Raw genomic sequence first — 24,970 nt, forward strand, 5'->3', positions numbered from 1 at the left:
AACTATGCGCGATACAGGAGGATAACGCGGCAATGCGACGTAAGGTTCAGCGCGGCGGCTGTTGTGTCACCGGGTGCTGCCGACGACAGTCGTGCTCGGCGCTGCGCTCGTGATCGCGGCTTCGGTTCGGTACTGCGGCAAATGATGATCGAGCGAATAGAAGACGCACAGCGCGAGGCTGGACCAGACTGCCAGGCTGAAATAAAGCGACATCCAGGCAATCTCGTCCTTCCACTCGGCAAGGTCGTGCGTCACAATCCAGCGCGTGCTGACGTCGCGCAGGCCCTCGCGCGGCGTCAGGCGCTTGTCGCCATCGGCGTCTCCGGTCCGCCAGCGCTTCAGGTACATCGGGACGTCGATCGTCATCAGAAACGCCAGGAAGCCCACAATGCCCGCGATGGCGACGACGAGGCCTACGCGAGCCGCACCATTGAATTCCGGAAGCAGGCGGCAAAGGCCGACGCCGACGGCGAAGAAGGCAACCGCCCATAGCGAATTTTCGATGGCGTTGCCGAGATAATTCCTGGTCAGCACCGCATACCATGAAAGGCATTCCGCGATCAGGATCAGCGGCACGATCACCCACGCGACATTTACGGTCGTTTCCGCGCCGGTCATCGTGCCGAGCTGGTGCAGGATGATCGCCCATTGCGCCACAAAGCAGATCTCGGCCACGGTTGCCACGGAACGTCCGACCATGACGCTCGACAGCCAGGTGTCGAACAGGCAGATCCGCTGCACATCGGCGCGCGGCAGAAACGACCTGAAGGCGCAGCCGAACACATAGGCCGCGCAGAACAGCAGCATCATCCCGATGCCGGACGTGCCGCCGGCAGCGCCGGTCGGCTGGACGGGAAGCTCGCGATACAGAGCGAACCAGATGGCGATATTGACGCCGCTCACCAGCGTCAGCAGGCCCCACCACCAGGACACGGGATTCGACCAGGCCAGGGAACCTGACCGCGCCTGCCATTCCAAGCTCATTCGCCGCTCCGCCGTAATCGAATTGACATCTGACTGTAATAATACAGTCACATATCGAAGCCAATGGCGACGAGAGTAGGGCGGGGCGGAAGGGCACTCCGAGACGCAGCAGAGATGCCGCGCTCAGGCCGAGGTCCTATGCTGGTGTTAGGGCAAGATTAACAGGCGGCTGCGAAATTCTATCCTCCTCATGGCGGTGCGGATGCGCAAAACGCCGTCTCCGGACGATGCTTCGCATCGCCGGGAGAACCATGAGACCCCGCGGCGAAAGCGCCGCTCCTCAAGACAGGAATTTCACGCCGTAGGTCTTGCCGCGACGCCAAACCACCTCGCACGACTGGCGCGTTTTATGGTCGGGCACCAGCGCCAGTTGAAAGCTGTCCCTGACGTCGAATGCGACATCGGTCACGATCTTGGCGCCGCCCGGTGAGACGTCCAGGACAAAGCATTCAATCCTCGTCACCCCGTCGTCGATCGTCATCCATGTCAGCCGTTTGCGGAGCTCGCGTCGCGGTTCGCGCTGCACCTTTGTCCTTTGCTCGTCGACAATCATCGTGGCCATCCGTCATTGGACCCCGTGGCTGGGTCATCGAAGCAGGCGTCACAGTGGGGGTAAGTTCGTAAAGTTCAGTTAGCTTATCGATTCAAATTGGCCGGTTTGGTTTGCGAGTTGTAAGCCGAGCTCTCACAACCCTGCCAGTCCCGTCGGCACGTTAAGGTCTCCGCAATACGGCGCTCCGTCCGTCATTCCGGGGCGCGCGCAGAATCGTAAGGTGGGCAAGCGCAAGCGTGCTCAACATTCACGACCGGGATGGATGGTGGGCACGGCGCGATGCGCCTTTGCCCACCCTACCAACTTCCTCAAAAATTCACGCGGTTCGAAATCGCGCCGTCGACGACGAGGTTCGAGCCGGTCGTGAACGAGGAGGCCGGGCTCGCCAGGAACACGGCTGCGTTGGCAATTTCCTGCGGCGTCGCCATGCGGCCGGTCGGGTTACGCGCCAGCGCATCCTGGTAGCGTTTCGGCATGTTCTGCTCGACCATGTTCCAGATGCCGCCCTTGAAATAGACCGTGCCCGGCGACACCACGTTGACGCGGATTTTCTTGTCCGCGTATTGCCGCGCCAGTCCCTTGGCCATGTGGATCAGCGCCGCCTTGATCGGGCCGTAAGAGCTGGCGCTATCCGCCTGCGCCGCCGAGATCGACGATATGATGATGAAGGCCGCATCGCCGGTCTTCTGCGCGCTCGCTTCGAGCAACGGCCGCGCGGCCTCGAACGCGTTGACGGCGCCGAGCACGTCGAGCCGGAAATTCTGCTCCCATGAGGCGGGATCGCCGCCTTGCGCCATGGCGCCGGCATTGGAAAACAGCATGTCGATGCTGCCCAGCTCGGCGGCCGCATCCGATAGCCATGATTTCAGCGCGGCCGCGTCGGTGACGTCAACCGCCGCGCCGGTGGCGCGCACGCCAAGCCCTTTCAACTCGGCAACGGTGGCCGCGACCTGATCCGCATTGCGGGCGCAAACGGCGACGCCCGAGCCTTCGCCCGCCAGCGTTTCCGCAATCGCCCGTCCGATGCCGCGCGTGCCGCCGAGCACGACGGCGTTTCTGCCTTTCAAACCCAAGTCCATTTTGTTTTTCCTTCGTTTGATCCGACCATACTGTAGCGACCGTGGTCACGACGAAAGCTCGAACCGAAGAACCGTCCCCGGATTTCGTTCGCGCTCCATCCGGGCTACGCTGGCGGGCAGAACTTGAAGGTTAGGGGAGAGGCACGCCGATGCAAAGCCCCAGAGAAATGCTCTCCGATATCTGGACCTCCATCGGCGGCGATCCGTGTGCGCTCGGCAAGCTCACGCTGACCGGCGACGAACCGCAATTGCCGTCGTCGTTTCGCGTCGCTGCGGCGGCGCAGGTCAGCGTCGCCGCAACCGGGCTTGCAGCCGCCGAGATCTGGAAAATGCGCAGCGGCGAGACGCAGGAGGTCGCGGTGGATATGCGCCATGCCGTGGTCGAGTGTCGGAGCGAGCGTTATCTGCGCGTCGACGGCAAGCCGCCACCGCCGGCCTGGGACGCCATCGCCGGCATCTACAAGACGCGCGATAACGGCTTCGTACGCCTGCACACCAATTTTCCCCATCACCGCGACGCCGTCTGCAAGGTGCTGAACTGCAAGCCGGAGCGTGACGCGGTGCAGGCCGCGCTGTTACAATGGGACGGCGAGGCGTTCGAGACCGCGGCCTATACGAGCGGTGGCGTCGTCGCCTTCATGCGCACGCATGACGAATGGCTGACGACACCACAGGCCAAGGCGCTCGCCGGATTGCCGCTGATCTCAATCACGAAGATCGGCGAGGCTCCGCCAAAGCCGTGGCCCAACGGCGAGCGGCCGCTCGCAGGTATCCGTGTGCTTGATCTGTCGCGGGTCATCGCCGGTCCCGTTGCGGGGCGAACGCTCGCCGCGCATGGCGCCGACGTGCTGTTGATCTCGGGGCCCGATTTGCCGGCGATCCCCTGGCTCGTCATCGACACCGGGAGGGGCAAGCTGACGAGCTTTGTCGAACTGAAGAGCGAGCAGGGGCGTGGCGTGCTGCGCGATCTGCTGGCGCAGGCGGATATCTTTTCGCAAGGCTATCGACCGCGCGCGATCGCCAGCCTCGGCTTCTCGCCGGAGGATGTCGCACGCATCAGTCCCGGTGTCATTTATGTCACGTTGTCGGCCTATGGTGCCGCCGGACCCTGGGCGGCGCGGCGCGGCTTCGACTCGCTGGTGCAGACCGCGACCGGATTCAACCATGCCGAAGGGCAGGCCGCCGGTGTTGACGGACCGAAGGAACTGCCGGGGCAGATGCTCGACCACGCCACCGGTTACTTCATGGCGTTCGGCGCCATGATGGCCAAGGTGCGCCAGGCGCGCGAAGGCGCTAGTTGGCACGTCGAGGTTTCGCTGGCGCAAACCGGACGCTGGCTGTGGAATCTCGGCCGCGTCACCGACGGTCTTGCGATCGAGGATTTGAAGGGGGAAGCGGTGAAGCCGTTCATCGCGGAGGCGGGCTCCGGCTTCGGGCCGCTGCGGTACGTGACGCACTCGGCGCTGTTGTCGAAAACGCCAGCCTTCTGGGCGGTCCCGGCGATGCCACTCGGCAGCCACCCGCCGCAATGGCCCGTACGCGAATAGGAGGTCCCCCGCTCAAAGCCTGCCTCTTCAAATTTTAATCGCGTCCGGTACGGCTATTTCGCTTTTTTGGGTTGTGAGGGATGCCAATTGGGCACTATAGCGCCGGTGAGACAAATTGTCGCTGGAACCCATGTCGTATGTTTTTCGGACTTTGCAAGCAATTACAGATGGTTAGTCCAAAAATGGTCGTGGTCATTGCCGTGATGGCAGTGGCTGGGGTGGCCGCTTACGGCGCCATCCATCTTGGCGGCCCAAAGCGCGGGCATTCGGAGATCTCAAGCCAGTCCCGCAAGGGCTCGCAGCGCTACACGCCGAGCCCAGCCGAATGGGCCAGCCTGACCATTCAGCCCGTCACTGAACGCGACTTCCGCGCCGAGCGCGTCACCGAAGGCAAGATCGCAATCGACGAAGACCGCTCGACACCGGTGTTCTCGCCCTATGCGGGCCGCGTCACCAGGTTGCTGGCCAAGCCAGGCGATAGCGTCGTCAAGGGCCAGCCATTGTTCGTGATCGAGGCCGCCGACAACGTTCAGGCGCAAAACGATTTCGTTGCAGCGATGAGCACGATGAACAAGGCGAAGTCCGCGCTTGATCTGGCGCAGTTGCAGGGAGCGCGCGCCAAGGACCTGTTCGAGGGCAAAGCCGTTCCGCTGAAGGATTATCAGCAGAGCCAGGCGACGCTGATCCAGGCGCAGAATGACGTGCGCTCGTCGGAAACGGCGGTCCAGGCAGCGCGCAACAAATTGCACCTTCTCGGCCTCACCGACGACGACATCGCGACCTTCCAGGAGAAGGGCCGCATCAATCCCGAGATCACCATCTTCGCACCGATCGCGGGCACCGTGGTCCAACGCAAGATCGGCCCGGGGCAATACGTCAACGCCGGCGCCAGCGACCCCGTCTATGTGATCGGCGATCTCTCCACCGTCTGGATGACGGCCTTTGTCCGCGAAAGCGATTGCGCAAACGTCGCGGTCGGGCAGGAGGTGACGTTCAATGTGCTGGCGCTGCCGGGCCGTTCGCTTTCGGCGCGGATCAACTACGTCGCAACCGCAATCGACCCTACGACGCGGCGGCTGCTCGTCCGCGCCACGATCGACAACAAGAACGGTACGCTGAAGCCTGAGATGTTCGCGAATGTCACGATCTATTCGGCAGGCGGCCGTCCGGCGGTCGGCGTGCCGAAGCAGGCGTTGATCTATGAAGGCGATCAGGTCCGGATCTGGGTCGCGAATCCGGACAAGACGATTGAACTGCGTCAGGTCAAGCCTGGCCTCACCAATGGCGACCTCGTCGAGGTGGTCGGCAATTTGAAGCCCGGCGAGCAAATCGTCACCAAGGGCGCACTGTTCATCGACCGGGCCGCATCCGGAAGCTGATGCCTCGCTCATTGAAAGCTTCGATCTGAATGGATCGCCTAGTCGCCCTAGCCGTCAGCCGCCGCTATTTGATGGTCGGCATGTTCATAGCCGTGCTGGTCGGCGGCCTGATCGCGTTCAAGCAGCTCAACATCGAGGCCTATCCCGATCCGACCCCGCCGATGGTCGACATCGTGACGCAAAGCCCGGGGCTGTCGTCGGAGGAGATCGAGCGCTACATCACGATCCCGATCGAGACCCAGGTCGCCGGCATCAAGAACCTGCGCACCATCCGCACCATCTCGCTGTACGGATTGTCTGACGTCAAGCTGCAGTTCTCGTTCGACTACACCTATGACGAAGCGCTGCAGCAGGTCTTGAACCGGCTGTCGCAACTCGCGCCGCTACCGGGCAACGTGCAGCCGACCATCTCGCCGCTGAGCCCGACCGGCGAGATTTTTCGCTACCGCCTGAAGGGCCCGCCGAATTACAGCGTGCTTGACCTCAAGACGCTGCAGGACTGGGTGTTACAACGCCGCTTCCGCGCTGTGCCCGGCGTCGTCGACGTCACCGGCTGGGGCGGCAAGACCAAGACCTACGAGCTGCAGGTCGATTTCAACAAGCTCGTCGCCAACGGGCTGACGTTGCCGCAGGTGCTGCAGGCCGTCGGCAACGCCAACATCAATGTCGGCGGCAACACCGTCAATATCGGCGCGCAATCCGCCGTGGTGCGCGGTGTCGGGCTGATCCGCTCGATCGACGACCTCAACAACACGATGTTATCGCAGTCCGGCGGCAATCCGGTGCTGGTGCGCGACATCGCCCATGTCACGATCGGCGAGAAGCCGCGGCTCGGCATCGCCGGCCTCGACCAGGACGACGACATCGTGCAGGGCATCGTCCTGATGCGACGCGGCGAGCAGAGTTCGCCGACCATTGCACGGGTCGAAAAGCTGGTTCACGACATCAATCATTCCTCGATCCTGCCGCCCGGCGTGCAGATCGAGCGCATCTACGACCGCAAGGATCTGATCGACATCACCACGCATACGGTGCTGCACAACATGGTGGTCGGGATCATCCTGATCGTGTTGCTGCAATGGGTGTTTCTGGGCGATCTCCGCAGCGCGCTGATCGTCGGCGCAACGATTCCCTTCGCGCTGTTCTTCGCCGTGATAATTCTGGTGCTGCGCGGCGAATCCGCCAATCTGCTGTCGGTCGGTGCGATCGATTTCGGTCTCATCGTCGACGCCACCGTGATCATGGTAGAGGCGATCTTCCGGCGGCTGACGCAGACCACCGCGCTGTCGGAAGCCGAGCGCAGCGACATCTCGTTCGACACCACGATTGGGATGAAGAGCCACGCCATCCTGTCTGCGGCGGCCGACGTGTCGCGCTCGATCTTCTTCGCCGCCGCGATCATCATCACAGCCTTCCTGCCGCTGTTCACACTGAGCGGCGTCGAAGGCAATATCTTCGGGCCCATGGCGCGGACCTATGCCTACGCGCTGGCCGGTGGGCTGATCGCGACGTTCACGGTGACGCCGGCGTTGAGCGCGATCATCCTACCCTCGCATCTGGATGAAGCCGAAACCTGGATCGTGAAACAGCTCGACCGGCTCTATGTGCCGGTGCTGAAATGGGCGCTCGCAAATCGCAGGATCGTGCTCACCGGCGCGGCCGTTCTCGTGCTCATGACCATCGCGTTCGCGCGGCTGCTGGGGCTGGAATTCCTGCCCAAGCTGGAAGAGGGCAATTTGTGGATCCGCGCCACGCTGCCGCCGACCATCTCGCTGCAAGAGGGCAATGTCTACGTCAACGACATGCGCAAGATCATCCGCGCGCGTCCTGAGGTGGAATCGGTGGTGTCGCAACACGGCCGGCCCGACGACGGAACGGACGCCGCCGGTCTCTTCAATGCGGAGTTTTTCGCGCCGCTCAAGCCGAACAGCGAGTGGCCTGATACCCATGACAAGGACGAGCTGACAGCGCAATTGCTGGGGCAGTTGCAAGACAACTTCCCGGGCGTCGAATTCAACTTCTCGCAATACCTGCAGGACAACGTCTCGGAGGCCGTCTCGGGCGTCAAGGGCGAGAACTCGATCAAGCTCTACGGCAACGACCTGCAGGCGCTGACGGACACCGCCAACAAGATCAAATCCGTGCTCGGCACCGTGCAGGGTGTCACCGACCTTGCCGTGTTTACCTCGCTCGGCCAGCCCACCATCCAGATCGATATCGATCGCGCCCGTGCGGCGCGCTACGGCCTGTCGCCCGGCGATATCAACGCCACCATCAAGGTCGCGATCGGCGGCGACAGCGCCGGCGACCTCTATGAGCCCGGCAGCGACCGGCATTTCCCGATCATCGTTCGCCTCGCCCCGGAATACCGCAAGAGCGCGGAGGCGATCCATAACTTGCGGATCGGCGTGGCCGGGCAGGGCGGCACGATCACGCAGATCCCGCTCAGCGAGGTCGCCTCGATCAACCTGATCTCGGGCGCCGCCTATATCTACCGCGAACAACAGGAGCGCTATCTGCCGATCAAGTTCTCGGTCCGCAACCGCGATCTCGGCAGCGCGATCCATGAAGCGCAGGACAAGGTCGCCGCCGAGGTGCAATTGCCGCCGGGATCGCGGATCGAATGGGTCGGCGAATTCGGCAATCTGCAGGACGCCATCCGGCGGCTGTCGATCGTGGTGCCGATCAGCCTGGCGCTGATCGGTGTGCTGCTATTCTTCAACTTCGGCTCGATGGTCGATACGCTGCTCGCGATGAGCGTGATCCCGATGGCGATCTTCGGCGGCGTGCTCGGGCTGTTGATCTCGGGAATTCCCTTCAGCGTGTCGGCGGCAATCGGATTCATCGCGCTGTTCGGAATCGCCGTGATGGACGGCATCATCATCCTGTCGCAGTACAATCAACTCATCGACGAAGGCTATGAGCGGATGCGGGCGGTGATCCGCACCGGCGAACTGCAATTGCGGCCGGTGCTGATGACCTGCGTGGTGGCCGGCGTCGGCCTGCTGCCGGCGGCGGTGTCGGAGGGAATCGGTTCGCAGGTGCAAAAGCCGCTGGCGATCGTGGCAGTCACCGGCATGATGCTGGCGCCGCTGGTGATCCTGGTGACGTTGCCGGTGCTGATCTCGGTGTTTTCGCGACGCGCACGCTAGATCCGTGTGGGCACATGCCCATGTTTGCTGCCCACTCGGTTTGTGGTTGACGCGATCCGGCGGCCGTCCCTTGATGCCGGCAGGGACAACCGCAGGAGCAAGCCATGCGGATCGAGGAAAGCCAAGGATCCAGCCAAGTATCTAGCCAAGGATCCAGCCAAGGATCCACGGGGCAACAAAACGGCCACGCGCCGCCAGCGAAATCGGCGCCCACGGCGGAGCAGATACTCGGAGAAATCCGCGACTATTGCCGCCAGACGCGCACGGCCGAATCGACCTTTGGGCGGCTGGTGGTCAATGACGGCAAGCTGGTGTCGCGGTTGCGCGATGGCGCCCGGATCACGACCGGCACGCTCGACAAGGTCCGCGCGTATCTCGCCGAGCACCGGCCGGAATCGGACGGCGCGCCGGCCAATTCGCTCTCGGCCAAACCACTGAACGATACGGCCGCCGCCAATGCCGTCGCGCCGCCGGGCTTCCGATTTTTCGACAACCGCCAAAAATACCTGCTGTTCGTCTCGACCTGCAGCGAGAAGACCGAGGTCGGCAATCGTATTTCGCTCGAGCTCGGCAATCTGCAACCGGCACCGCCGGCGCTTCGTATCTTCGATGCCGGCGTCGGCGACGGCACCGTGCTGTCACGCGTGATGCGGGCGGTGCATGCGCGATTTCCCACCATGCCGCTCTATGTCGTGGCGAAAGAGATCAGTTACGAAGACGTCCGCCTGATGCTGGAGAAGATGGCGGACCGCCTGTTCGAGCATCCCGCCACCGTGCTGGTCGTGACCAACCTCTACTACGCCGAGGCGCCGTGGCTGACACCACGCTCGGTCACGTCAGCGCAAGGCCTGATCTGGAAAGACGTCACGCTATCAGGCAACACCGCACACGGTTTCGCCGAGCAGATCGGCGAGCTCGAAAGCTTCCTCGCCGTGAACTGGCGCGCAGGCATCAGCCCGACCACGGGCAATCCGGTCTATCAGCGCCCGGTGATCCTGACGCTGCGGCGCGAGGATCATTCCTTCCTGCTCGATCCGATCATGCCGCGGCCCGGCCGCGTGATGGCCGATTACGATCTGGTCATCGCCTCGCAGCCCTATCGGGCGCGGGCGAGCGTCGAGTTCAAGGCTTCGAAAGTGGTGACACCGCTGGTCAAGGCGCTGCGCCCGGGTGGGCGGCTGATCGGTATCCATTCGCATGGCAAGGATCCCGGCATCGAGATCATCGATCAGGTCTGGCCGGGCGACGATCCCTTCAAGACCGACCGCTACGCGATCCTGCGACAGGTCAAGCACGAGCTTGGCGCGGCCGCACGCCACTACAATTTCAATGCGTCCTCGGATGCACGCTCGATCTTCCGCTATCAGATGCACACGCTGCCGGACGAGGTCAGCGGCCCGATCGGCACCTCGACGCTGTTCGCGGCCTGGAACGCCGCGATCTATGTGGCGCAGATCGAGGATAACAGGTTGTCGGAAGTGGTTCGTGACGGCCGTTACCTCGAAGCCACCGACCGTGTGCTGAAGAAGCATGGCGGCCTCTGGTTCAACGACGAAACCTATGTGATCTCGCGCCGCCGCGCGCCGGCATGACAAAGGGAGGCGCCATTGATCGTCTCCGATCAAGCATCCGCCAGATTAGCCGCACTGCTGCCGAAGGCCTCCGTCGAAATTTCCTCGCGCGGGCATCAGATCGCGGAACTAACCGATCATTTCGCTGGAGGCACCGACGTCACGATCACGTTCCTGCCCGGCGATAATTATCGCCGCAACATCGAGACGGCTGCCGCACTGCGCCGCGCCGGCTACAATCCGGTGCCGCATATCGCGGTGCGCGAAATGGTCTCGCGGGAAGCGCTCGATGATTTCCTGGCGAGGGCGCGCGGCGAAGCCGATGTCTCGCGCATCCTTCTGATCGCCGGCGATGTCGCCGCTGCGAGAGGCCCGTTCAAATCGACGCGCGATGTTGCCGCCAGCGGCTTGCTCGAGGTACACGCGATTGCATCCGTCAGCGTTGCCGGTCATCCGGAGGGACACCCCTATCTCGATCTGCCTGACGCGCTGAACAGCCTCAAGGCATGGCGCTACTGGGGGCGGCGGACGGGAACGCGGGTCGATGTCGTCACACAATTTTGCTTCGAGAGCACGCCGATCCTGGAATGGATCGCCGCTATCGATCGCGCGGGCATCGATCTGCCTGTCATTGTCGGCCTGGCTGGACCGGCAACGCCGGCGACATTGACAAAGTTCGCGCTCCGTTGCGGCATCGGCAATTCCATGCGCGCGCTGCGGGCCCAGATCGGCCGGTTCGGCCGCCTGCTGACGGACACCGGACCTGACGACGTCGTCAGGGGATTGCGAGCGGCGCCTGCGGCGGCGACCGTACCGATCGCCGGATTCCACCTGTTCCCGTTCGGCGGCCTGCGCAAGGCCGGTGACTGGCTGCGCAATTACGACCGCGATCTGTTCGGACAGCAGCGGGCCGCGATGTCGAGTGCCGGGCTTCAGAACCCGTAGAGCTGGGCGGGGTTGTCGACCAAAATTGTCTTGCGGATCGCCGCATCCGGCGCCCACACCGGAAGCTGATTTAAGAGCCGCCCGTCGTCGATCTGAAACAGCGGCGTGACGTCGGTAATCTTCTTGTCCGCAGGCGTGACCGAGTTCGGGTGCGGCCAATCGGTGCCCCAGACGATCCGGTCGGGATTGGCGGATATCAGCGCCTTGGCGAGCGGGATGCAATCGGTGTAATCGGGCACGAGTTTGGAGGCGCGATAGGCGCCGGAAATCTTCACATAAGCCTTGCCCGATTTGACGAGATCCACGAGGTCGGCAAAGCCCGGCTGCTCGACGCCAAGGGTTGCCTTGGCGCCACCGAAATGATCGAACACGACCGGCACCGGGGAGGCCATCACCAGATCCTTGATCGCGGCGATCATCGCCGGGTTGGTGTAGATCTGCACGTGCCAGCCGCGCGCTTTCATGCGCTCGACGGCGGCTGTGAAGCGTGGCCGGGCGACGCTCGGATCGTTGACGCCGCTGGTTGCGAGATTGAGGCGGACACCGCGAATGCCGGCCTTGCCCATGACATCGAGATCGCTCTCCGACGTCTTGTCGTCGATCACCGCAACCCCGCGCGCGGTCGGCCCCCGTGCCGCCATGCCGAACAGCGTGGCCGAATTGTCAGTGCCGTAGATCGAGGGCGTGACGATCACCACGCGCTCCATGTGCAGCGCCTTGTGCAGGGCGGTCATTTCCTCGGGCGAGGCCAGTTCGGGCGTATAGACGCGGCCGGAGAAGAACGGGAATTCGGGATCAGGGTGGATATGGGTGTGGCAGTCGCAGGCGCCCGCGGGCACATCGAAATTCACCGGCGTCGCCGGCTGCGCCGCTTTGGCAGAGGCGGTTCTATTGTTCATGATCACTCCGGCTGCGATGGAGGCGAACATCATACTGCGTCGCGTCCAGCATTGTTGTTCTCTCACATGTATTCGGCAGCTCCGCAATTGTCCGCTCCGGCTTATCGCTTCGGTAACGCAACCGGTCTATCGAACCAGAAGCCGCCCAAATTTGACTAAAGATCCGCCTGCCCGGAATATCTCGCAATCCCTGGAATCAATTCATGCAGAAATTTTCGCAAAAATTCAAAACCGGCGTCTCCGTGGCCGCCGTGGTCGTCGTGCTGCTCGGCGTTTACAGCTATCGCAAACTTCAGGCGCTGGCGGCCGATCCTACCGGGGAAAAGGATTGCGGCCCGGCGGTTGGCGGCGGCGAGCAGGCGAAAATCGATTTGGAGCGGATCAAGGCGATTGCGCCGCTCAAGGACGTGACATGGTCGCAGCTTGGCGGAAGCATCAATGATGCGAGCTGTCTCAACAAGACCGAAATCTACGGCGCGGTCGAGGTGCGCAGCGTCGAGGATATTGCGAAGACGCTGGCATTTGCGCGCGACAACAAGCTCTCCGTCACCACCGCGGGCGTCCGCCACAGCATGGGCGGGCACGCCTTCCGCAAGGGAGGCATTGTGCTCGATATGCGCGGCTTCAACAAGATCGTGCTCAACGAGAGTTCGCGATCGGTCACGGTGCAGCCGGGCGCGACCTGGCACGATATCCAGAACGTCTTGCATCCGCGCTTTGCGGTGCGCGCCATGCAGTCGACCGATATCTTCACCGTCGGCGGCTCGATCTCGGTCAATGCCCATGGCATGGACCATCAGGCCGGCGCGCTTGCGAAATCGATCAAGTCGATGAAGGTGATGCTGGCGGACGGTTCGCTGCGCACGGTATCGTCGACCGAGAATGCGGATCTGTTCAATCTCGTGGTCGGCGGCTACGGCCTGTTCGGCGTGATCGTCGAGGCCGAACTCGATATTGCCGACAACCTCGTCTACCAGACCGGCCGTCGCGTGATGGACTACAAGGAATTTCCGGCGCTGTTCGCCGGAGAGATCGAGAAGGACGCCAATATCGGCCTGATGTACGGCCATCTCTCGACCGCGCCGAGCACGTTCCTAAGGGAATTGCTGCTCTATACCTACACAAAAATCGACGGCACTGATTTCAAGCGCCAGCCGCTCGGCGAGGTCAGCGGCACCAAGCTGCGGCGACTGACCATCAACCTGTCCAAGCAAGGGCCGCTGTTTCAGGAAATAAAGTGGCTGTCCGAGAAGCACATCGAGCACCGCATGGAAAACTGCACGGTGACGCGCGCGCAGGCGATCGGATCGGCGGAGGCCTGCCTCGTCAACCGCAATGACCCCATGCACGATTCGGTGCCTTATTTGCGCAACTCGCTGCCTGACGATACCGACATCCTGCACGAATATTTCATCCCGCGCAGCCAGTTCGTCTCGTTTGTCGACGGTATGCGCAAGGTGCTGACTGACAACAAGACCAATCTGCTGAACGCGTCGGTCCGCGTCGTGCACCAAGAGAACAATTTCCTGACCTATTCGCCGGAGCCGGCATTCTCGCTGGTGCTCTACATCAACCAGACCACGGACGAAGAGGGCAACCGGCGGATGAAGAAGGCGACGGAGGAACTGATCGACCTTACCATCGCGCACAAGGGCCGGTTCTTCCTGCCTTACCAGCTCTACTATTCGAGAGACCAGTTGCAGCGCTCATACCCGGAGATCAACGCTTTCTTCGCAGCGAAACGGAAGTATGATCCGGGCGAGTTGTTCACCAATACGTTTTACCAGAAATACGCGTCGTAATGCCTGTCTGCCATCCCGAGCATCGTGCATCACTCAGCAAAGCGAGATGGTAATCATGGACATCACAAAAAATCGCGCAGCCTCGCAATTTCAACGACGAGCTCGGCGGAGATTTTTTTAGGGATCAAATCGCCCTGTGGGGCGGTGTGAATCTCGTAGAGATGGCATTGGCTGAGCGGTTGCTCCAGAAACTTGGTGATGCATTCGTCCAAGGTGCCATCAAGGACCGAGTACGGGATCGACCAGACAGCGTCTTTGACGCGCTCGTTGTTTTTCGAAGGCCATTTCTTTAGAACGGCAGGAGCCTGAAAGTCCGTTGGAGCACTCCTTAAGGATTGGCTTCCCGGTTGGGAATAACAAAGGTTTGGCCGGGATAGATCAGGTTAGGATTGCGGATTTGCTCTCGGTTAGCCTTGTAAATCGTGGCGTAGCGTGTGCCCGCGCCGAGGGTGGCCTGGCTGATGCGCCACAGGCTGTCACCGCGCGATACCGTGGTGGTCGTGATCTTCGGCACCACGACGCTGGAGGAGTTCGTGACGTCCGGCAGGACGCCGGCCGACGCATCCGCCACCTGGGACTTCGGCAGGGCGGCGGAGTCCGGTTTGGAAGGTGAGGTGCGCGGCGGTACCGACGCGGTAGCCACCGGGTCGGGCGCGTTGAACGGCACCTCGGCGCGTCCACGCACCACGCCGGACTTCGAATCCACCTCGTCCAGCCTTACCCGATAATTCCCGGGCCCGATTCCTTCATTGATCGTGACGGCAAAGCGTCCATCCGCCGCCGCCGTTACCGACGCAATAAAGCTGTCGTTGAGATAGAGCCTCATCGGAGCGCCTGAGCGCGCGCGGCCGCTCACATGGAATTTGCCGCCGGCCTCGATCTCGACCGCCTCCACAACAACCGCAGCGCTGTCCGGCTTCGCCTGAGATGGCTGTGACATCACGATGGTAGGTTTGTTTGGCGTCATCAGCGCCACAACCGGCCGTTCCTTCAGGTTCGGCTCAAGCGCCACCGTCACGCTCTGCTTGGACACGGTCTCTCTGCCGTTGGGCTGCTTGGCGCGCAATGTCAGGTCATAAGTGCCTGGCGGAAGCGGGGGCGGGATCATCGCGAATTGTCCGGGTTGATCCGCGACGACGCGATCATGCAGTTCGCCATTGCGTAGCAGTTCCACGGTGACGCCGGGCGCCGCGCGTCCCGCGATGACCGCTTCGCCGTTCGGCTCGATGCGGGCGACATCGAACGCCGGCTCGCCGTCGCCGGTTTCGGGCGTGGCGGTCGATCCGGCCAGTGCGGCCGCCACCGCGTTTGTCTCCGCCTGCACGCTTGCGAGTGCGGGCCCCTTAATGCGCTCGTCAGTGGCCGGCTTTGGCGCGACGCTTGCTGCCTTGTCAGCAGTCGGCTCGCGCCCAATGTACTGCATGGCGACGATCGTTCCGATGCCACTCGCCGCAACAAGCCCTATCAGGGGCACGACCAACCGGTTCATTGATGTCTTGATCATGGTCTTTAGCCCGTCGGCCGGAAGGTCGGCCCGCCACCATTATACAGGTATCTCGGCCGAAATGGGTACTCAAGACGAGAGATAACCCGCAGGCACAGAAGGATTAAGCCGTCTAGGGCAGGCCGGCCAGGCTGGAACCCTGGTCCTCAAAGCTGTACGGTCAACAGCTTCGGCGGCAGGCCGCTGCAGCCGCCCGCCTGTTCGGCGTCGAGCACCAACAGCGCGCCGGCCGCGTAGAGACGGCCGACGAAATCGGCGTCGTCGGAACGCGCTATGGTGACGTAGTTGTGCGACACAAGAATGCGGCCGTTGGCCTTGGCGATCGCGGCCAGCGCCTGGGACGGCGGGCCAATGACCGCCATTGACTTGCCTGGGGCTGAGCCGAAGGTCAACGCGGTGACAACGGCAAGCCAGCCGCACACGACGAGGGCGATCGCGCCGGCAATCCGGCCCCAACGCCCATCGCCGCGCTGACGTCCGTCAGTAGTCATAGAAGTGCTCAATGTTTGCACCCCTGGCCTTGAGCTCGCGGTTGATATCGACGAGCCGGTCGATCCTTGCCTTCAGGCCCGCCCGGCGGAAGCCGGGCTTCGCATCGAGCTCCAGTGAAAATAGCTCCGTCGTACCCTTGATATCGAGCTTGGCGGCGTCGGGTGCAATCACCGTGATAAGGATATCTTGATTGCCCGCGATCTCCGCAACCCCATAACCCTGATCCAGCAGCCGCTGCAGGATGTCGGTGAAAGCCTTGTAGCGCGGCGTCTGCACGAGCTGCCATTGTGCGTTGAGCGCCCGGATCGGCTCGATGCGCGGTTCTTTTGCCAATACCTCCGGCGGCAGCGTCGCGACGGCAAACATGATGTCGCGCGGCTCGTTGTCATTGCTGGCGTCTAGCGCCTTCTGAATCAGCGCGGCGTAACCGATCTTGACGAAGTATTCCGCGCCGAGCGCGAAGTCGCGCTCCCGGCTACGCCAGCTGCTCGGCGTCGGCGCCGAGATTGCCATCAGGCCGTCGAGCTTCTCGCTGAATGGGTATTTGTACCAAGGGACGGTATAGAGGAACGCGGCATAGTCCTGCAGCACGGCGCGGCCGAATTCATCCTGCGGGGTACGCTTCTCGCCTCTGATCCATTCGAACACGCGGCCGATCGTATTCTCGTAGAATCCCTTGACGGCGTATTCGACGGAATAGCTGACGCCGATCACGTAAATCATCGTCTTCACTTCGGCCAGCGATTCTCCCGTTGCGGGCACGGCGCGATTGATGGTGCAGAAGCTGCGCCAGAAACCGAAGATGTGGCCGAGATAGTTGAAATGGCTTTCGCTGGAGCGGTCAAGGAAGCGGCCGAAATCCTCGAAGGAGTAGACGATGTACCATTCGGGGAACGTGAAGAACGTGTTGTTCAGCTTGCGCCGGTAGCCCGGCTCATCGATCGCGGGCAGGGTGACAGCCGGCGCAGTAGAGATCGCTGTACTCGTCGCAGGCCGGCAAATGCCCTCGACATAGGCCAGCGGCAAAAGCACCGTCAGCGCAATCAGGATCGCGACGACAGCCAGGATGCGCCGCAGCCACTTAAGCATGAACGGCGGTCCGCGTCCGCGGCGCGAGCAGATAGCCGATCAGGATGGCGACGCCGCCGAGAGCGAGATGCGGGGCGTTGGCGAAAAACCGCGTCGAGAGCGGCAGGTTGAGGACGCCGTTGATCAGGATGCCGAAGTCGAGATAACCGCTGCCGGTGAGCAGGCCGAGCACGCCATCGGCAAAATAAAACACGCCGAATAATTGAAAAAACAATTCCGAGGCGCGGCGTGAGGTCATCGCCGCAATTGCGGCCCATAGCGCCGACACCAGATGCAGCCCATCGGCATACCAGGTGCGGCGAAACAGGCCGAAGATCATGTCATTGACATCGATGAAGGCCGGAATGTAGCCGGTGAGGATCACGAAGCCGAGCAGGGCGGCGTAGCCCCAGGCGCACAATCTAACGATGTCCATGATGTCTCCGGCCGATTCGAATCTCGGGCCAGTCTAGAGTTTTCCAATCGTCTTGAGCAGGGCGTCATTGAACAGGCCGGGGTCCTCGATTTGCGGAATGTGACCAAGACCCGGCAGCAACGTCAGGTCCGTATCTGTTGGCAGCAGCGTTCGCAGATCGTGGCCCTGCTCGACCGGGGTAATGGTATCCTTGTCGCCCCACAGGATCGCGACGGGGACTTCCAGCTTCGCATAGGCATTGCGGTCCGCGCTCGCGGCGTTGGTGTCGGAGCCGAGAAAATAATACAGCCGGTCGGCGATATCGCTCGTGCTGTCACGCTGCGCCAGCGGCCGTTGCAGGATCGCGACATACTCCGGCAGCGCGCGCTCCTTCTTGGCGATCATCGATTGGAGCAGCATTTGCGTCGCGATCGGATTGGTGATGGTCAGCGACACCAGGATTTCGCGGATCCAGGACCAGCAGGCCGTTGGCCGACCAGCGCAGGACGTTTGAAACCACAGGGCCTCGCAAATCGATCGAACAAAACGGCAGTCGGAAACGGACCGAGTTTTGGAACAATGGGGGTTACCGTCGACTGAAAATACCCGACATGATCAGCGTCCGGTTATTTGCATGATCGGCGAGAAGATCTGGCACGACCGTGGGGGAGGTAGCCACAGCATTTCTCGTAGTCGGTCTTTCTTACCCTCCAGGGAGGGTAAGTTACGAGCAATACAACCTACTGTCCCGATGGCGTCCGCAGGCCATGCCAGGCGTCGCGCACTTGGTGGTAGTGCACTTCCGGCAGATAGTCCGGCGTTTTGAGGCCGAGATTCTTGACGTCGAGCCGGCCGATCGCGCTCAGCAGCGTATAGGAAGCGATGACGCGATCGCGCTGCGCGCCGATCAGCCGCGCCTTTGCCAAGATCAGGTCCTGCTGCGCATTCAGCACGTCGACCGTGGTGCGCTGGCCGCCCGCCGCCTCCCGCTGCACGCCCTGCAGCGCGACGGTGGCAGCGCGCACTTCAGCTTCGGATGCCGTGACCGCAATCTTGGCACCTTCATTGGCGACCCAGGCGCCGACCGCGGCGGTGCGGGCCTGGTTGCGGACCTGGTCCAGCACCTGCCGGCTTTGCGCTGCGATTTCCTTAGCCTGACGGGTCTGTGAGGCGGCCATGCCGCCATCATAGATCGGCTGCGTGAGCTGGCCGGTCACGGAAGCCTGGTCGGTCCCGAGGGTGCCAAGCGTGGGATCCGAGTCCTTGCTGCGGCTGGCGCTGCCTTGCAGCGTGATCGTCGGCATCAGGCTGCCTTCGGCGACGCGGATGGAAGTCGTGGCGACGTCGAAATCGAAGCTTGCCGCCATCACGGCGGGATGCCCGCGGAAGGCCTGCCCGGTGGCGTCATCGCGGCTGCGCGGCAGCAAGCGGTCGACGGTGTCAGCGGGGCGGAGCACAGTGGGCGCGTTGCCAATGACCTGAAGATAAGTCGCTTGGCTGACGGCCAGATTGACCTCAGCGGCATTCAAATCGGCGCGGCCCCGGCTCAGACGCGCCTCGGCCTGCGCAGCGTCGGTGGGCGTGACGTCGCCGGCATTCAGACGCTTCTGGGTGATGCCGAGGGTTTCCTGCAGAAACGCCACGTTGGCGCGCTGGGCTTCGACCAGCGATTGGTTGGCGAGAACGTTTGTGTAGACCGTGACTGCATCCAGCAGCACGCCCTGACCGACATTGCGCAGCGCCTCGCGACCCGCCTGCACCTGCAATTCCGCCACGCGTACACTGTTGGCGGTCCTGAAGCCGTTGAACAACGTCTGGGACACGGTCACGCCGATGGTCCAGGGCTTCAGGTTCGCCGACTGGACGGTGTTGTCGGGCAAGAGGTTGCGCACCGCCTGAAAGCCGGCGGAGAGAGTAGCGACGATCTGCGGCCGATAACCCGAAAGCGCCTGCGGCACGTTCTCGTCGGTGGCGCGCTGGCGGGCGCGTTCGGCATTGAGCGCGGGATTGGTCTGGTAGGCCTTGGCCAGCGCCTCGGGGAGGCTTTCACCATGCGCGGCTGGCGCGGCAAGCGCGAAGCAAGCCACAGCAAGGCAAATGCCCGATCGAAGCAACCGTCTTTCAACGTAGCCAATCCTAGCAGCGCGCCTGGTCATTTGATTCCGTAGTCAACACAAGAACGTGATAACCCTGCTTCGAGTCATCCCGTTCTATCTTCTTGTTTGAGCATGATCCGGAATGCCGGTTACCCGTCATTTCCGGATCATGCGCTTGTCCGTCCGCCCCCGCCGACATCCTCGGTTCGTCTACCTGTTTAGGGGGCACCCTGGCCACAGGCAAACTGCCGCGCGACATCAGTACATTAATTCGGTGAAATCCGTGCTTGGCTGTTGCCGGTTCGTCACAGACGAATCTCCGGTGAAGATAGGCTATAGCTCTCGTGGCTGGCGTCCGATTCCAGGACGGCTGCCTGCCAGCTACGCCGCAGGTTCGCATTCGATGCCAAAGCTGTTTTCCGATCCCGAAGCGATCGCGGAGGATATCATCCGTGATGTCGGAACCAATCTCGTGGTTGGATTGCCGCTCGGGCTTGGCAAGGCCAACCACGTCGTCAACGCTCTGCATGCACGCGCACTGGCCGACCGTTCGATCAAGCTGACGTTATTTTCGGCACTGACGCTGGAAAAGCCGCGGCCCTCGAGCCTGCTCGAACAACGTTTCATCAGCCCGGTGTTCGATCGCCTGTTTGGTGGTTATCCGGACCTCGCCTATGCAAATGCACTGCATGCCGGAGAACTGCCGCCCAACGTCAGGGTGATCGAGTTTTTCTTCCTGGCGGGCAAATGGCTGCACGCGCCGTTCGCGCAGCAGCACTACATCTCCGCGAACTATACCCATGCTGCGTCGTATTTGCTGGCGCGCGGGCTCAATGTCGTCACGCCATTGGTGGCCAAGCGTGTAGTCGATGGCGCGACGCGTTACAGCCTCAGTTGCAACACCGACACAGCGCTTGATCTGCTGCGCGCCCGCGCGGAGGGGCGCGCTTCGTTCAAAGTGTTCGCGCAAGTCAATTCAGAACTGCCGTTCATGCCGGGTGCGGGCGATCTGCCGGGGGAAGAATTTTCCGCCGTGCTCGACAGCCCCGCGACGGATTTCCCGCTGTTCGCCCCGCCGGCCGAGCCGGTCAGCGACACCAAATACGCGATCGGGCTTCACGCCGCGAGTCTCGTGCCCGATGGCGGCACGCTGCAGATCGGCATCGGGCAAGTCGGCGATGCGCTGGCGCAGGGGCTGATCGTCCGTCATCGGGACAGTGCGCAGTTCCGCGCCATCATGAAGCGGCTCGCGCCCGGCTCGGAGCCGATCGAGAGCGCGCCGTTCGCGAAGGGGCTGTATGGGGTCAGCGAAATGCTGATCGAGGCGTTTCTCAGCCTGATCGAGGCCGATATTCTCAAGCGCGAGGTCGACGGCGTCGTGCTGCACGGCGCATTTTTCCTCGGGCCGAAATCGTTTTATCGCGCGTTGCGCGAGATGCCGGCCGACCAGATCGCGCGCATCCAGATGACGCCGGTATCGTTCACCAACGAGCTCTATGGCGGCGAGAATGCCAAGCGCCGCGCGCGCATCGATGCCCGCTTCGTCAACAACGCGATGATGGCGACGCTGATGGGGGCGGCGGTTTCCGACGGTCTCGACAATGGCCAGGTCGTCAGCGGCGTCGGCGGTCAGTACAATTTCGTCGCGCAGGCGTTCGCGCTTCAAGGCGCACGCTCGGTCCTCACGCTGGAAGCGACGCGGCAGGCGGGCAGGAGGACGCACTCCAACATCCGCTGGAACTACGCTCACGAGACCATCCCGCGGCATCTGCGCGACGTGTTCGTCACCGAATACGGTGTTGCCGATGTCAGGGGCAAATCGGACGCCGAGACCATCGCGGCAATGCTCGCGGTCACGGATTCCCGTTTCCAGAACGAACTGGTGAAGATTGCCAAGGATGCCGGCAAGCTGCCGAAGGAGTTCGAAGTTCCGCGCGCGCATCGCGAGAACTTTCCGGAGCGGATCGCGGATGCCTTGAAGCCCGCGCGCGAGGACGGACTGCTGCCGCCGTTTCCGTTCGGGAGCGATTTTACCGAGGTCGAGCAGCGGCTGATACCGGCCTTGCAGTTGCTGCGGGAAGCGCAGCGGATGCCGCTGCTTTTGCCGGGGTTGCTGTGGCAGGGAGTGACCCAGCCGCCGGATGCCTCGAACCGCGAATGCCTGGCGCGACTGGGTCTCGATCGTCCGACGACGTTTGCCGAGCGCGCCTATCGCGCGCTGGTCAATGCGGCGCTGGCGCGGAGCGGAAGGTCCAGTAGGGTGGGCAAAGCGTAGCGTGCCCACCATCACTTTCGCCGGACGCCAGAATGGTGGGGCACGGCGCTCCCGCGCCTTTGCCCACCCTACGAAACTTCGCTCGCAATGACGGCGTCACCTGTTCTTGTTCACCGGCTTGCGCTTCTCGATGAACGCCGCCATGCCTTCGGCGCGATCTTCCAGCGCGAAGGTCGAGTGGAACAGGTTGCGCTCGACATTCATGCCCTCCGACAGCGGCGTCTCGAACGCGCGGTTGATGGCTTCCTTGGCCATCGCAGCCGCGGGCCGCGACATCGAGGCGATCTTTTCCGCGGCCGAGAGCGCTTCTTCCATCAATTTGTCGGCCGGCACGACGCGGCTGACGAGGCCGGAACGCTCCGCTTCGGCCGCATCCATCATGCGTCCGGTGAGGCAGAGATCCATCGCCTTGGACTTGCCGATCGCACGCGTCAGCCGCTGGGTGCCGCCGATACCGGGGATGGTGCCGAGCGTGATTTCGGGCTGGCCGAATTTGGCGGTGTCGGCGGCGATGATGATGTCGCACATCATGGCAAGCTCGCAGCCGCCGCCGAGCGCATAGCCGCTGACGGCCGCGATCGTCGGTTTCCGGCAGGTGGCGACGCGATCGCCGCCGATGGCGGTGAAATCGCTGGAGAACATGTCGATGAAGTTTTTCGGCTGCATCTCCTTGATGTCGGCGCCGGCGGCGAACGCCTTTTCGCTGCCGGTGAGCAGGATGCAGCCGATCTTGTCGTCGGCCTCGAGGTCGTCGACCGCGGCGGCGATTTCACGAAACACGCCGAACGACAGCGCGTTGAGCATTTTCGGCCGGTTCAGCGTAATGATGCCGACCGCGCCCTTGCTCTCGACAATGATGTTTTCGAACGTTGCCATGATCCACCCCGGGGTAGGCCTTTTCGCGGGCAATGTGCCCGCTGCCGGGGTGGGCTTCAAGTGGGCTGGAACGGATCCCGGATGCGGGGATGCCGTGTCCGGTATTGCGATAGCTACGCCATGAACATGCGTGCGGCCGAGGCCATCGTCAGCAGGGCGCCGAAGGCGATGAAAATCTTTCCGATCAGCGAGGTCTTGTCTAGGGTGGAACTCTCGTTGTTGGCGGCCTGATCGGGGGCTTCCGATGCAGGTTTGGTCGAGGCCATCGACACCGTCTGCGTGGCGGAGTCCTCGGGCGCGGTCGCCTGCAGCGCGCGATCGACATCGTTGAGCTGGTCGGAGGCAACTACGGTAGCATCGGCCGGCGCCTCGGCGTCAGCCGGCTTGTCCACCGCCGATTGCAGAACGGTGTTGGCCTTCTCAGACATCGCCGCCGACATCCCCTTGGCGCTGTCGGCCGGCGCGTCGGCTGCGGTCATTTGCGCGTTGGCGTTGGCGAGCCATTCGGGCATCCCGGGCGGAGTGCCGCCACTCGCATCGGCGACCTGCTTTTCCTCAGGCTCTTTGTTCTCGGCGGGTTTCGATGCGGTACGCGTAGATTTGCGATGGGCAGAGCGCTTCTTCAGGGAACGCGAACTCTGTCTGGCGGACTTTTCGGACGTCGCGCTTTCCGGTTTCGACACCGCGGCATCATCGGCACCGGCCGCCGTCGCCGGCGGTGGTCCTGCGAAACCCAACAAAAGCCCTGCCGCAAGAATGATGGCCGACCCCGCGCTGGCTCGGATCGTCATGTCGAATCTCCCCATTGGCCGCCGCCCAGCGGCGAAATGAGACCCCCCAGGTGTCCACAGCACGGCGGAAAATGGGAATCTTCGGGCAACACCGGGCAAAACCTGGGCAATGTCAGTCAGTCGACGTACTGGCGGGCATTTTGCCGACGCGAAATTAGCAAGCTGCGCCGGATGCGAGCCTGCGCAATCGATGTTATGAGCCTGCCATCGCGCAGCCGGTTGTCCCCGATTCCCTGGATAGGGGAACCAGCCCAAGCTGCCGACGGGACCTTCGATCACGAGTTCGTGATCGAGTCATCCTGATGTAACAAATTGAAAGATCGACCGAATTGCAGGGTAGGAGCGCGGGTGCGCGAACGGGATGACGAATGGACCGGCCTGATGCGGTCGGCCATTGCAGGCGACAGCGCGGCGTATCATCGCCTGCTCAAGGCCGTCACGCCCGTGCTCCGGGCTGCGGCGCGCCGCGGTCTGGCGCGGGCAGGGCAACCGGTCGATCAATCCGAGGACATCGTGCAGGACATTTTGCTGGCGGTCCACCTGAAACGGCATACCTGGGATGTCACCGCCCCATTTGCCCCATGGCTGTTCGCGATCGCCCGCAACAAGCTGATCGATGCGCTGCGCCGCCGCGGCCGGCGCATTTTCGTCGATATTGACGATTTCGCCGAGACGCTGCCGGGCGAAGCGCCGGCCGAAACGGCTTCGCCGAGCGAAGTCGCCGCCCAGCTCCAGACGCTGCCGGCGCGGCAGCGCGAGGTGCTGCAGTCGATCGCCGTCGACAGCGCCTCGATCAAGGACACGGCCGCGAAATTTTCGATGAGCGAGGGCGCGGTGCGGGTGGCGCTGCACCGGGGGCTGACCAGCTTGACGGCGAAGTTGCGGGAAAATTGAGCATGGATACCGATCAGCTCATTCGAACGTTGGCGGCGGACAACGCGCACCGCGCGCGCCCGGTCGGCTTTGCCCTGATGCTGGCGCTCTTGGCCGCGGCGCCGGTTTCGCTGTTGATGTTCTTCACCGAGCTCGGCGTCAGGCCCGACGTGATGGTTGCGATGCGCAATCCGTTCTTCGACCTGAAATTCGCGGTGACGCTGGCGCTCGCGATCTCGGCAATTGCCGTCAGCCTGCATCTGTCGCGGCCCGAGGCCTCGCTGCGCGGATTTGGTTGGCTGCTGCTGGCGCCGGTGGGAATTTTGACCGCCGGGATCGGCGGCGAAATGATGATGCCGCAACGGTTGCCTATGATGACGCGGCTGGTCGGCAAGAATTCGTGGGTCTGTCTGACCGCGATCCCGCTGTTGTCGTTGCCGATCCTGGCCGGCGCGCTGCTTGGATTGCGTCACGGTGCCCCGTCGCGGCCTGCATTGGCGGGCGCCATCGCCGGACTGTTGTCGGCGGGATTGGCGGCAACGCTCTATGCCTCGCATTGCACGGATGATTCACCGCTTTTCGTCGCGACCTGGTACACGATCGCGACCGCGCTGGTGGCGGCGATCGGCGCGCTCGCCGGAGCGAAGCTGCTGAGATATTGAAGCGTGC

The 24,970-nt window shown here is 62.9% G+C and carries 22 protein-coding genes; 9 read left to right on the forward strand and 13 right to left on the reverse strand.

Features of this window, described 5'->3' with window-relative positions; genetic code table 11:
• Positions 1-66: 66 nt before the first annotated feature.
• The 3 genes from CQ13_RS39095 to CQ13_RS39105 all read right to left on the reverse strand — a co-directional run bounded on the left by CQ13_RS39095 (position 67) and on the right by CQ13_RS39105 (position 2,616).
• On the reverse strand, positions 67-984 hold the full coding sequence (locus tag CQ13_RS39095) for a hypothetical protein (RefSeq protein WP_057848076.1): 918 nt from the start codon (positions 982-984) through the stop codon (positions 67-69).
• A 280-nt stretch (positions 985-1,264) separates the two neighbouring features.
• Positions 1,265-1,537, reverse strand: a complete 273-nt coding sequence (locus tag CQ13_RS39100; RefSeq protein WP_063800251.1) for a PilZ domain-containing protein — start codon at positions 1,535-1,537, stop codon at positions 1,265-1,267.
• Between the two features lie 308 nt (positions 1,538-1,845).
• Entirely contained in the window at positions 1,846-2,616 is a 771-nt protein-coding gene (locus CQ13_RS39105) for an SDR family NAD(P)-dependent oxidoreductase (protein WP_057848078.1), read from the reverse strand.
• Between the two features lie 149 nt (positions 2,617-2,765).
• On the opposite strand from CQ13_RS39105, the gene CQ13_RS39110 reads away from it, so the two are divergent.
• The 5 genes from CQ13_RS39110 to CQ13_RS39130 all read left to right on the forward strand — a co-directional run bounded on the left by CQ13_RS39110 (position 2,766) and on the right by CQ13_RS39130 (position 11,210).
• Positions 2,766-4,163 carry a CoA transferase gene (locus tag CQ13_RS39110; protein WP_057848079.1) on the forward strand — a complete coding sequence of 466 codons (1,398 nt, stop codon included), beginning with the start codon at positions 2,766-2,768 and terminating at the stop codon, positions 4,161-4,163.
• Positions 4,164-4,330: 167 nt separating this feature from the next.
• A complete protein-coding gene (locus CQ13_RS39115; protein WP_430649741.1) occupies positions 4,331-5,542 on the forward strand; it encodes an efflux RND transporter periplasmic adaptor subunit in 1,212 nt (403 codons plus the stop codon).
• A gap of 29 nt (positions 5,543-5,571) precedes the next feature.
• Complete coding sequence (locus CQ13_RS39120; protein WP_057848081.1) at positions 5,572-8,694, forward strand: efflux RND transporter permease subunit; 3,123 nt, start codon at positions 5,572-5,574, stop codon at positions 8,692-8,694.
• A 104-nt stretch (positions 8,695-8,798) separates the two neighbouring features.
• Complete coding sequence (locus CQ13_RS39125; protein WP_245309616.1) at positions 8,799-10,286, forward strand: hypothetical protein; 1,488 nt, start codon at positions 8,799-8,801, stop codon at positions 10,284-10,286.
• Between the two features lie 15 nt (positions 10,287-10,301).
• Positions 10,302-11,210, forward strand: coding sequence for a methylenetetrahydrofolate reductase (locus CQ13_RS39130; RefSeq protein WP_057848082.1), 909 nt, complete (start codon positions 10,302-10,304; stop codon positions 11,208-11,210).
• Here CQ13_RS39130 and CQ13_RS39135 read toward each other — a convergent pair.
• Entirely contained in the window at positions 11,198-12,109 is a 912-nt protein-coding gene (locus tag CQ13_RS39135) for an amidohydrolase family protein (RefSeq protein ID WP_245309617.1), read from the reverse strand. The two genes, CQ13_RS39130 and CQ13_RS39135, sit on opposite strands and share 13 nt — an antisense overlap.
• A gap of 203 nt (positions 12,110-12,312) precedes the next feature.
• Here CQ13_RS39135 and CQ13_RS39140 point away from each other — a divergent pair, with 203 nt between their 5' ends.
• Positions 12,313-13,911: an FAD-binding oxidoreductase gene (locus CQ13_RS39140; RefSeq protein ID WP_057848084.1), complete on the forward strand. Its 1,599-nt coding sequence runs from the start codon at positions 12,313-12,315 to the stop codon at positions 13,909-13,911.
• Positions 13,912-13,973: 62 nt separating this feature from the next.
• Here CQ13_RS39140 and CQ13_RS46275 read toward each other — a convergent pair whose 3' ends face one another.
• The 7 genes from CQ13_RS46275 to CQ13_RS39175 form a co-directional block, all read right to left on the reverse strand.
• Entirely contained in the window at positions 13,974-14,123 is a 150-nt protein-coding gene (locus CQ13_RS46275; protein ID WP_245309618.1) for a hypothetical protein, read from the reverse strand.
• Positions 14,124-14,239: 116 nt separating this feature from the next.
• On the reverse strand, positions 14,240-15,415 hold the full coding sequence (locus CQ13_RS39150; RefSeq protein WP_057848085.1) for a LysM peptidoglycan-binding domain-containing protein: 1,176 nt from the start codon (positions 15,413-15,415) through the stop codon (positions 14,240-14,242).
• A gap of 146 nt (positions 15,416-15,561) precedes the next feature.
• Positions 15,562-15,906 (reverse strand): hypothetical protein, encoded by a 345-nt coding sequence (locus tag CQ13_RS39155; RefSeq protein WP_057848086.1) that lies wholly within the window; start codon positions 15,904-15,906, stop codon positions 15,562-15,564.
• Complete coding sequence (locus CQ13_RS39160) at positions 15,896-16,996, reverse strand: hypothetical protein (protein ID WP_057848087.1); 1,101 nt, start codon at positions 16,994-16,996, stop codon at positions 15,896-15,898. Before CQ13_RS39160 ends, CQ13_RS39155 begins: the two co-directional genes overlap by 11 nt.
• Positions 16,989-17,411: a hypothetical protein gene (locus CQ13_RS39165; RefSeq protein ID WP_057848088.1), complete on the reverse strand. Its 423-nt coding sequence runs from the start codon at positions 17,409-17,411 to the stop codon at positions 16,989-16,991. The genes CQ13_RS39160 and CQ13_RS39165 overlap by 8 nt, the downstream gene beginning before the upstream one ends.
• A gap of 33 nt (positions 17,412-17,444) precedes the next feature.
• A complete protein-coding gene (locus CQ13_RS39170) occupies positions 17,445-17,846 on the reverse strand; it encodes an alpha/beta fold hydrolase (RefSeq protein ID WP_057848089.1) in 402 nt (133 codons plus the stop codon).
• A 284-nt stretch (positions 17,847-18,130) separates the two neighbouring features.
• On the reverse strand, positions 18,131-19,546 hold the full coding sequence (locus tag CQ13_RS39175) for a TolC family outer membrane protein (protein ID WP_057848090.1): 1,416 nt from the start codon (positions 19,544-19,546) through the stop codon (positions 18,131-18,133).
• A gap of 343 nt (positions 19,547-19,889) precedes the next feature.
• Here CQ13_RS39175 and CQ13_RS39180 point away from each other — a divergent pair, with 343 nt between their 5' ends.
• Entirely contained in the window at positions 19,890-21,761 is a 1,872-nt protein-coding gene (locus tag CQ13_RS39180; protein WP_057848091.1) for an acetyl-CoA hydrolase/transferase C-terminal domain-containing protein, read from the forward strand.
• Positions 21,762-21,857: 96 nt separating this feature from the next.
• On the opposite strand, the gene CQ13_RS39185 is transcribed toward CQ13_RS39180, so the two are convergent.
• Together CQ13_RS39185 and CQ13_RS39190 are read right to left on the reverse strand one after the other, a co-directional pair.
• Positions 21,858-22,637: an enoyl-CoA hydratase gene (locus CQ13_RS39185; protein WP_057848092.1), complete on the reverse strand. Its 780-nt coding sequence runs from the start codon at positions 22,635-22,637 to the stop codon at positions 21,858-21,860.
• Positions 22,638-22,750: 113 nt separating this feature from the next.
• Positions 22,751-23,428, reverse strand: a complete 678-nt coding sequence (locus CQ13_RS39190; RefSeq protein ID WP_057848093.1) for a hypothetical protein — start codon at positions 23,426-23,428, stop codon at positions 22,751-22,753.
• 348 nt (positions 23,429-23,776) lie between these two features.
• Between CQ13_RS39190 and CQ13_RS39195 the strand changes: the two genes are divergently transcribed.
• Positions 23,777-24,322, forward strand: a complete 546-nt coding sequence (locus tag CQ13_RS39195) for a sigma-70 family RNA polymerase sigma factor (RefSeq protein ID WP_057848094.1) — start codon at positions 23,777-23,779, stop codon at positions 24,320-24,322.
• A gap of 2 nt (positions 24,323-24,324) precedes the next feature.
• Positions 24,325-24,963 carry an NrsF family protein gene (locus CQ13_RS39200; RefSeq protein WP_057848095.1) on the forward strand — a complete coding sequence of 213 codons (639 nt, stop codon included), beginning with the start codon at positions 24,325-24,327 and terminating at the stop codon, positions 24,961-24,963.
• The last annotated feature ends 7 nt before the right edge of the window (positions 24,964-24,970 follow it).

This window comes from Bradyrhizobium retamae (assembly GCF_001440415.1).
GTDB classification, from domain to species: domain Bacteria; phylum Pseudomonadota; class Alphaproteobacteria; order Rhizobiales; family Xanthobacteraceae; genus Bradyrhizobium; species Bradyrhizobium retamae.

Bases quoted from the DNA above. Each gene is read 5' to 3' on its own strand.
- CQ13_RS39185 (WP_057848092.1), bottom strand. From the start codon at position 22,637: ATGGCAACGTTCGAAAACATCATTGTCGAGAGCAAGGGCGCGGTCGGC.
- CQ13_RS39105 (WP_057848078.1), bottom strand. From the start codon at position 2,616: ATGGACTTGGGTTTGAAAGGCAGAAACGCCGTCGTGCTCGGCGGCACG.
- CQ13_RS39140 (WP_057848084.1), top strand. From the start codon at position 12,313: ATGCAGAAATTTTCGCAAAAATTCAAAACCGGCGTCTCCGTGGCCGCC.
- CQ13_RS39180 (WP_057848091.1), top strand. From the start codon at position 19,890: ATGCCAAAGCTGTTTTCCGATCCCGAAGCGATCGCGGAGGATATCATC.
- CQ13_RS39110 (WP_057848079.1), top strand. From the start codon at position 2,766: ATGCAAAGCCCCAGAGAAATGCTCTCCGATATCTGGACCTCCATCGGC.
- CQ13_RS39100 (WP_063800251.1), bottom strand. From the start codon at position 1,537: ATGATTGTCGACGAGCAAAGGACAAAGGTGCAGCGCGAACCGCGACGC.
- CQ13_RS39160 (WP_057848087.1), bottom strand. From the start codon at position 16,996: ATGCTTAAGTGGCTGCGGCGCATCCTGGCTGTCGTCGCGATCCTGATT.
- CQ13_RS39155 (WP_057848086.1), bottom strand. From the start codon at position 15,906: ATGACTACTGACGGACGTCAGCGCGGCGATGGGCGTTGGGGCCGGATT.
- CQ13_RS39200 (WP_057848095.1), top strand. From the start codon at position 24,325: ATGGATACCGATCAGCTCATTCGAACGTTGGCGGCGGACAACGCGCAC.
- CQ13_RS39095 (WP_057848076.1), bottom strand. From the start codon at position 984: ATGAGCTTGGAATGGCAGGCGCGGTCAGGTTCCCTGGCCTGGTCGAAT.
- CQ13_RS39175 (WP_057848090.1), bottom strand. From the start codon at position 19,546: ATGACCAGGCGCGCTGCTAGGATTGGCTACGTTGAAAGACGGTTGCTT.
- CQ13_RS39165 (WP_057848088.1), bottom strand. From the start codon at position 17,411: ATGGACATCGTTAGATTGTGCGCCTGGGGCTACGCCGCCCTGCTCGGC.
- CQ13_RS39115 (WP_430649741.1), top strand. From the start codon at position 4,331: ATGGTTAGTCCAAAAATGGTCGTGGTCATTGCCGTGATGGCAGTGGCT.
- CQ13_RS39190 (WP_057848093.1), bottom strand. From the start codon at position 23,428: ATGACGATCCGAGCCAGCGCGGGGTCGGCCATCATTCTTGCGGCAGGG.
- CQ13_RS39135 (WP_245309617.1), bottom strand. From the start codon at position 12,109: ATGAACAATAGAACCGCCTCTGCCAAAGCGGCGCAGCCGGCGACGCCG.
- CQ13_RS39150 (WP_057848085.1), bottom strand. From the start codon at position 15,415: ATGATCAAGACATCAATGAACCGGTTGGTCGTGCCCCTGATAGGGCTT.
- CQ13_RS39125 (WP_245309616.1), top strand. From the start codon at position 8,799: ATGCGGATCGAGGAAAGCCAAGGATCCAGCCAAGTATCTAGCCAAGGA.
- CQ13_RS39120 (WP_057848081.1), top strand. From the start codon at position 5,572: ATGGATCGCCTAGTCGCCCTAGCCGTCAGCCGCCGCTATTTGATGGTC.